Genomic DNA, 6,664 nt, shown 5'->3' with positions numbered 1-6,664 from the left:
GTTCCATACTCATCCATCACTGGCCCGACCTCTACAGCGATGGTGGTTTCACCTGGTAGGGACGCGGATGCGAACATCGCCCCTGCATTGGATTCTTCTTCCGACGTCGTAAATACAAAATATACATCACATGCCAGCTCATCTCGGCGATGGCTCAATTGATGCGCGGCATCAATTATGGCCGCCAAGGGTGCACGGTCATCCAGAAAATGCGCCGCGATGGCGTCACCCACTCGAAACGGTTCACGCCAATGACGACTCAACACGACCCGCGTACCTGGACGTACGCCTTGAGTGCGCAGGATCGGGGGTGAAGATCGCGTAATCACATGAACGTCATTCCAATGCACATCTCCCGATAACACATCAGCGCCTTGAGGCGCATTCTGCGTCGCATGCATTGAGCCGAAAGACAAAACGCCTGGAATAATTTCGTTATCACCCAGAATATCAACCGGACACATACCGAAATTCACCGGGTTCGCGCCTCCGAGGGCGATAACTCTCAATGTGCCATCTTCATTGACGCTCTTAACCACCATCGCGATTTCATCCATGTGCGCCATGACCCTTACAGCTCCGCGCGATTCGGTAGCCTTCCGCTTACCCTTAATAAGTCCTATGACGTTACCTGCGGCATCAACCCATGTTTCGTCGCAGAGAGGAGTAATGGTTTGCAAGCATATTTCGCGAACCTCATCTTCCTGCCCACCTGGCCCGCGAGCCATCAGGAGTTGAGCTAACAACTCGGAAAGCGTGTTTTGCGGGTTTGAGGCTCTGGAAATAGCTCCACGTTGTGCATCAGACATTTTTGGTCTCTCGCGCAGGCACTTATAAGTGGCAAGCGGCGCCATTGCGGCGCCGCCTGGTTTCAAATCACTGCTGTCACTTGGATTCCAACGTTGCAGCCTGATTGCCACCCTGCTCAGCAATCTTTGTCAGCTTTTCATCGGCGCCTTTTTCCTCAGCGAGCGTCGCAGCCAACAACTTTGCAGCGTCGTCATATTTGAGGTGTTTGGCCATCGCTATCAGGGTGCCATAGGCGGCTATTTCATAGTGTTCCACCTTCTGCGCCGCGCCAATCAACGCTGCATCAAGAACGGCGCCCTTCTCGATCTCTTCCAAGAGCTCTTTCGACTCTTCAACCAACCCCTCCATCGCCACGCATTTCATGCGCTTCAATTTTATCCCGGTCAGTTCCACCAATTGATCAATGCGCTCGATCTGGCCCTGGGTTTCTTCCAGGTGTGAGGTAAAGGCCTCCGCCAACAGCGGGTTGGTCGCCGCTTTTGCCAAGCGCGGCAAGGCTTTGGTGATTTGCTTTTCCGCGCTGTAAACATCAGAGAGTTCGTGGATAAACAAATCTTCGACAGTTTTTCTAGCCATTTCGAGACTTCCTTCTGGTCAGTCGGGCGTCGCCTAATCGCGGCGTCCGTATGGGATTCACCGGCAAGCAATATTTGCCGTGCATGAACACTGACCTGCTCAATTTAAGAGGTGTTCCGAAAATTTTCGGGGTGACTGATAAAAGGTTCAGAACTAGCCCAGGGCTGTATCAAGAAACATCATGACGCCGAAACCCAGCATCAGGCCTAAGGTCGCTGGTGTCTCATGACCATTGCGATGGGTCTCGGGAATGACCTCATGGGACACTACAAAAATCATGGCGCCAGCTGCCAAGCCGAGAGCGATGGGATACCCCAAGGCAAAGCTACTGGAAATCCCTAAACCGACAATTGCCCCCAAGGGTTCCATCAGCCCCGAACCAACCGCAATCAGCGCGGCTCGAAGCGCGCTGATGCCTGTCACTCGTAATGCCAGGGCGACTGCTAACCCTTCCGGAATGTCCTGTATGGCAATTGCGGTTGTCAGAGGCAGCCCCACCTTCATATCGCCGTTGGCGAAGCTCACCCCAATAGCCATGCCTTCTGGCAGGTTATGCAGCGTGATTGCCAAGACGAACAACCAAACCCGATTGATACGCTGCGCGTCCGATCCCCTGCGTCCGCTTTTCTCGTGTTCGTGAGGGACGAAACGATCAAGGCCAACCATCAGCGCTACGCCCAATCCCAATCCCGCAACAACAACGCATGCTGCGAGCAACTGGTTTGCGCAAAGGGCCTGTGCTGCTTCAATACCAGGGAGAATGAGCGAAAAGGAACTGGCGGCCAGCATCATGCCGGCGGCAAAGCCAAGCATGATGTCTTGCGTACGGGCGGCGATATCTCGCAATGCTATGGCTGCGGCTGCGCCGATAGCTGTCGCAGCGAAACCGGAAAGTCCGCCCAGAAACGCAAGGTGGAGATTCGCCTTATTGGCACCGATGAATGCGCCATAACCGCAGATGACCAGGAAAACAGCCACACACAACAAGAGTATCCAGAAGGACAACCCTCCCCACCCCGAGCGGGAAATGTGTACGAACCACGCGCGCAAAGGCGCTCCAACCGATGGAGAGGGCTCTGACATTTTTCCTCCACAGCTTTCTGCGTTATGAGCATGAAACGCAGCAATGGGAAACCACCTTTCACGTTAAATGCAGAGGCTCTGATTCGCAAAGATTGCAGTCAGCCTTTACTGTGCTCGGGCGAAGATGGCCCCTCTTTAATCCCCCGTGGTCCGGCGACTCCCCAGACGACCAAACCCAATACCGGGAAAATGATCAGACCGAGCGCCCACGCGGCTTTTATCCCTACGGTTTTGTCGCTCCGAAACACGCTGACAATGGCCCATAGATCGACAAGCAGAATGAACACGGCGACAGCAATCGCAAAATAGCTGGTGGCTTCAGACATGGTTTAGCCCTCCTTAGGGTGTTAAAGCTTAGGCCCCGCTCGAATACGGACGTTCCAAGAAAATCACAAGCCTCCAGCAAGCACGGATCTGAGTTTTAATTTTCTTTGGCAATGATGGAGATTTTTCCGTTGCGCTCAATTATCGCGAACTTGATCTCTTCCAGCCGCTCGATACCTTGGCTGGAGCGCGCAGCCTCCATTACATCAGCTTCGACTAATCGAGCGTGCCGCAGGCGTCTGTGCAGGAGCTTGCCATTCTCGACGATGATCGTTGGCTCACCATCGATCAGCCTTGATACCCAGCCAGAACGCTGTTTAAGCAGCGATAGGCCAACATCAATGGCGATCAGCGTCACGATGACGAGTATGCCGTTGGTAATGGAAAAATCATCGCCCAGCAGCGCTTGCTGGGTGGCTTCGCCGATCATCATCAGCAAGACGAAATCGAAGGTCGTCAGCTCTGCCAATGAGCGACGCCCAGCAATCTTGAAGAGCACCATAAGGGCTAAATACATTGCTCCTGCACGTAAGACAGAGTCCATAGGCCACCTAAGGAAAAATGAATTGAACAAGCCTTACGCTGCGAGTGCCAGATGAGGTGATTTGGCTGCGGAAGAGACCGACCGCGTCGCCGCGCAAAGTGATGTACAGCGTCGCCTGTCCATCAGCATCAGTTTGCATCCAGAGTTTCATGCCTTGAGAGGAGCTTCGTGAGCGCAACGGTTCAGGTTGTAATGTTTCAATGCTGAAGCCCTCTAGCAACTGCCCAGCCAGCTCCAGCTCAACGGGTGAGTTTGGCCTTTCTATTAGCGTGATTTTCATCGAGTTGGTAGAGCCGTTTCGATGAAACATTTCATATTCGACCCTCACCTTCCCATCGTCGCTACGCACATCTCTCGAACTGAGCAGTCCTCTGGAAAACACGCCCCCGAGCGCCATCACCAAAATTAGAACCAACACGTACCAGCCGACCCGCTCGAAACGCCAAACTTTCAATTGATAGGCCATGTCCTCACGAAGGGGACGGTTTCGGCTTTTCATGTCTGGATGATCGGTGTCTTCGCTCATCAGGCTTCACCTGTATCGCCGAGCCGTGCGCGGCGATGAAAGTGAGGAAGCTGGCGTAATGCGTATTCCGTGGCTTCCTCTTGGACCCGACAACGCCCGCCGGAGAATCGGTGTTCGTGACTGAAGAGATAGCACTTTTCATCGGACTGAAACGCCCAGGCAAAACAAATCGTGCCCGCAGGTATTCCGTCCACATCGTCGGGGCCGAGTATCCCCGTAGTCGCGATGGCGGCATTTGCAGTGCTGTCTCGTAAAGCCCCCTTCGCCATTTCCTTAGCGACCTCGACGCTCGTCAGGTTGAACGTCTCGATAGTCTGGGGGTTGACATGGAGCAATCGTTGCTTGGCCTGTGGCGAATAGACCACATAACCACATTCGATGAATTCGCCGCTGCCTTCCACTTCAGACAACAGCGTCACGATTTTACCTGCGGTGCAGGACTCCGCCGTGGTGACGACCAAGGCGTGCTCACGCAAGTATTGGACTATTTCATTTGCGATGGGCATGAGCTGAACTCAACAGGATGTTGTTCGATCGACCACTACAGAAGCGGAACATTCCAAAGATTTCCAACGAATAAAATTTAGAGCGCCATGGGACGCCCATCTCTTATTCGGTAACTTCGGTAGCCGACGAACGGTTAAAATGTAAGAAAGAATTTCAAGCTTTTGGGCGGTCTATCCGTATACACAACAGGAGTCCACAATCATGAAATTCGCACGGTTCTGCCAAGCACTTTCCAACTGGGCAGGCAGCTCAAAAACCTTTCTTTTGGCTATCGTTTTGATAGGCGTCTGGGGGATCACAGGGCCGTACTTCCATTACAACGACACGTGGCAACTCATCATCAACACGTCGACGACCATCATCACGTTCCTGATGGTATTTCTTATCCAAAATACGCAAAACCGCGACAATGACATTTTGCATCTCAAAATTGACGAGCTGATTCGAGCCACCAAGGAGGCACAAAACGCGAGTCTCTGCTTAGAAAGCATGAGTTCAAAAGAGCTCAGAAAGCTTCGTGACCAGTACAGTTCTCTAGGTAAAAGTGATCAGGGCAATCTCGAGCCGTCCGATACCGATGCCCCACCAGAGCTTGAGGTTCGCCCTCATTCTGAACTGAGCGAATGAGATTCTTGCCCGCTTTCGCCGCTATCTAAATGGAACTCTTTGGTGATCGACATGGACGACATCTAGCAGGCGACACGTTGATTGCCTAAGCACAAGGAAGCTCACATGCCCGATTTGAACGGCAAAATTCGTTACGCAGTGGTCGGGGGCGGATCGATATCCCAAGGCGCCTTTATGCCAGGGGTTGGACAGACCGAGAATTCCATCCTGACAGCCCTGGTAACGGGCGATCCAATCAAGGCAGACAAGCTAGCCAAACGCTACGCCCTGAAAAGCTACAGCTACACGCAATACGGCGAATTGTTGGCGTCCGGTGAGATCGATGCCGTCTATGTCGCAACGCCCAACTTCATGCACCGCGAATTTGTAGTGCCCGCCCTGGAAGCAGGCATACATGTGCTGTTGGAAAAGCCCATGGCCTCCAATGAGGATGATTGCAAGGCAATGCAGGCAGCGGCGCATCGTTCGAATGCAAAGTTCATGATTGCTTACCGCCTGCATTTTGAGCCAGGCACCCTCGAAATGATCGAGCGCGTGCATGCCGGAGACTTCGGGCAACCCCGCCTGTTCACGTCGACATTCACACAGACGGTCAAACCAACCAACCATCGGATGCAGAACGGCTTTGCAGCAGGCCCTGTACTCGATATGGGGCCGTACCCGCGGAATATGGTGCGACAGCTATTGGGTGAGGAGCCCATCGAGGTCAGCGCGGTGGGCACGACCGCACCCGACAGCACACTGGGAACCCCCGATACGGTAAGCGTGTGCCTTAGGTTTTCCGGAGATCGCATGGCACAGTTCACCATCAGCTACACCCTTCCAAGCAGCGAGCGTTTCCAGCTCATTGGCACTAAGGGCGAAATCGAAGCCTCTCCCTGTTTCGGTTACGGCGAGGGTGTGGGTATTACCTACCGTGCTACTGTCGGTGACCAGACTAAAGAGCACTCGCATCCTGTCCTCGATCAGTTTGCAGGCGAGACGGCGTACTTCTCAGATTGCATTTTGAGCGACTCAATGCCAGAACCAGGCGGGGAAGAAGGCTTCAGGGACGTTCGAGTGCTGCTCGCCGTAGAACGAGCGTTGGCGACTGGTCAACCTCAAAAACTGGATGCACTACCCGCAAAGGCGGTGCCAGGCGCAAACCAAACACGCCGGTACGCGCTCGCTAAAGTTCCCGATTACATAGCTACAGAGTCGCCGACCGAATAAGGGCATGCCCTCTTCTGCCGGTGAGGCGAAAGAGGGTGCCCAAACGAATAGCCGCTCAGGGGAGCTGTTGGAAGACCAGCGCTAAGTGCGTCTGGCGGTTGCTAATATCACCGCCGCTCCCAACAGGATGACACCCGTTATGTGATTGCAGATCGCGAGCTGCCTGGCCGTAGCGTGAAGGGATCGGACAATGCTGCCCGCCAGCGCCCAACCGGTGGCAGCCATGAGTTCAACGGATATGTAGATAGCACTGAGAATAAGCAGTTGGTTGGTTATCGAGACACTTGAATCAGCCACGACAAACTGAGGGACGAACGCTGTGAAGAGAAGGATGGCCTTCGGGTTCATCATCGCCGTGATGAACTCACGACGCCCCAAGCTATAGGTTCCGGCGAGGCCGACGGTACTTGGCTCCTTACTTTCGGATCTTTCGCCACCCATCATCATTTTCATAC

The 6,664-nt window shown here is 53.7% G+C and carries 10 protein-coding genes; 2 read left to right on the top strand and 8 right to left on the bottom strand.

The annotated features are described in order from the left end of the window. The 7 genes from FEM54_RS21015 to FEM54_RS20985 form a co-directional block, all read right to left on the bottom strand. Nucleotides 1–728, bottom strand: a 728-nt coding sequence (locus FEM54_RS21015; RefSeq protein WP_240792777.1) for a M42 family peptidase, incomplete at its 3' end; no start/stop codon positions are given. Between the two features lie 157 nt (nt 729–885). Continuing rightward, complete coding sequence (locus FEM54_RS21010) at nt 886–1,386, bottom strand: YciE/YciF ferroxidase family protein (protein WP_078828204.1); 501 nt, start codon at nt 1,384–1,386, stop codon at nt 886–888. A gap of 153 nt (nt 1,387–1,539) precedes the next feature. Further along, nucleotides 1,540–2,469 (bottom strand): ZIP family metal transporter, encoded by a 930-nt coding sequence (locus FEM54_RS21005; protein ID WP_138452798.1) that lies wholly within the window; start codon nt 2,467–2,469, stop codon nt 1,540–1,542. A gap of 98 nt (nt 2,470–2,567) precedes the next feature. Then, the gene (locus tag FEM54_RS21000; RefSeq protein WP_027616381.1) at nt 2,568–2,795 is read right to left on the bottom strand and encodes a PLD nuclease N-terminal domain-containing protein; all 228 of its coding nucleotides are present in this window, start codon (nt 2,793–2,795) and stop codon (nt 2,568–2,570) included. A 95-nt stretch (nt 2,796–2,890) separates the two neighbouring features. Next, the gene (locus tag FEM54_RS20995) at nt 2,891–3,337 is read right to left on the bottom strand and encodes a DUF421 domain-containing protein (protein WP_027616380.1); all 447 of its coding nucleotides are present in this window, start codon (nt 3,335–3,337) and stop codon (nt 2,891–2,893) included. A 7-nt stretch (nt 3,338–3,344) separates the two neighbouring features. Further along, nucleotides 3,345–3,863, bottom strand: coding sequence for a hypothetical protein (locus tag FEM54_RS20990; protein WP_104993598.1), 519 nt, complete (start codon nt 3,861–3,863; stop codon nt 3,345–3,347). Continuing rightward, on the bottom strand, nt 3,863–4,369 hold the full coding sequence (locus FEM54_RS20985) for a CinA family protein (protein ID WP_138452796.1): 507 nt from the start codon (nt 4,367–4,369) through the stop codon (nt 3,863–3,865). The genes FEM54_RS20990 and FEM54_RS20985 overlap by 1 nt, the downstream gene beginning before the upstream one ends. 202 nt (nt 4,370–4,571) lie before the next feature. Here FEM54_RS20985 and FEM54_RS20980 point away from each other — a divergent pair, with 202 nt between their 5' ends. Together FEM54_RS20980 and FEM54_RS20975 are read left to right on the top strand one after the other, a co-directional pair. Then, nucleotides 4,572–4,997 (top strand): low affinity iron permease family protein, encoded by a 426-nt coding sequence (locus tag FEM54_RS20980; protein ID WP_138452794.1) that lies wholly within the window; start codon nt 4,572–4,574, stop codon nt 4,995–4,997. Nucleotides 4,998–5,102: 105 nt separating this feature from the next. After that, nucleotides 5,103–6,209 (top strand): Gfo/Idh/MocA family protein, encoded by a 1,107-nt coding sequence (locus FEM54_RS20975; RefSeq protein WP_138452792.1) that lies wholly within the window; start codon nt 5,103–5,105, stop codon nt 6,207–6,209. Nucleotides 6,210–6,290: 81 nt separating this feature from the next. Here FEM54_RS20975 and FEM54_RS20970 read toward each other — a convergent pair. Then, nucleotides 6,291–6,664, bottom strand: a 374-nt coding sequence (locus FEM54_RS20970; protein WP_171045876.1) for a LysE family translocator, incomplete at its 5' end; no start/stop codon positions are given.

Source organism: Pseudomonas edaphica (genome assembly GCF_005863185.1).
Classification (GTDB): Bacteria; Pseudomonadota; Gammaproteobacteria; order Pseudomonadales; family Pseudomonadaceae; genus Aquipseudomonas; species Aquipseudomonas edaphica.
This window is presented reverse-complemented; position numbering and strand designations above follow the sequence as displayed.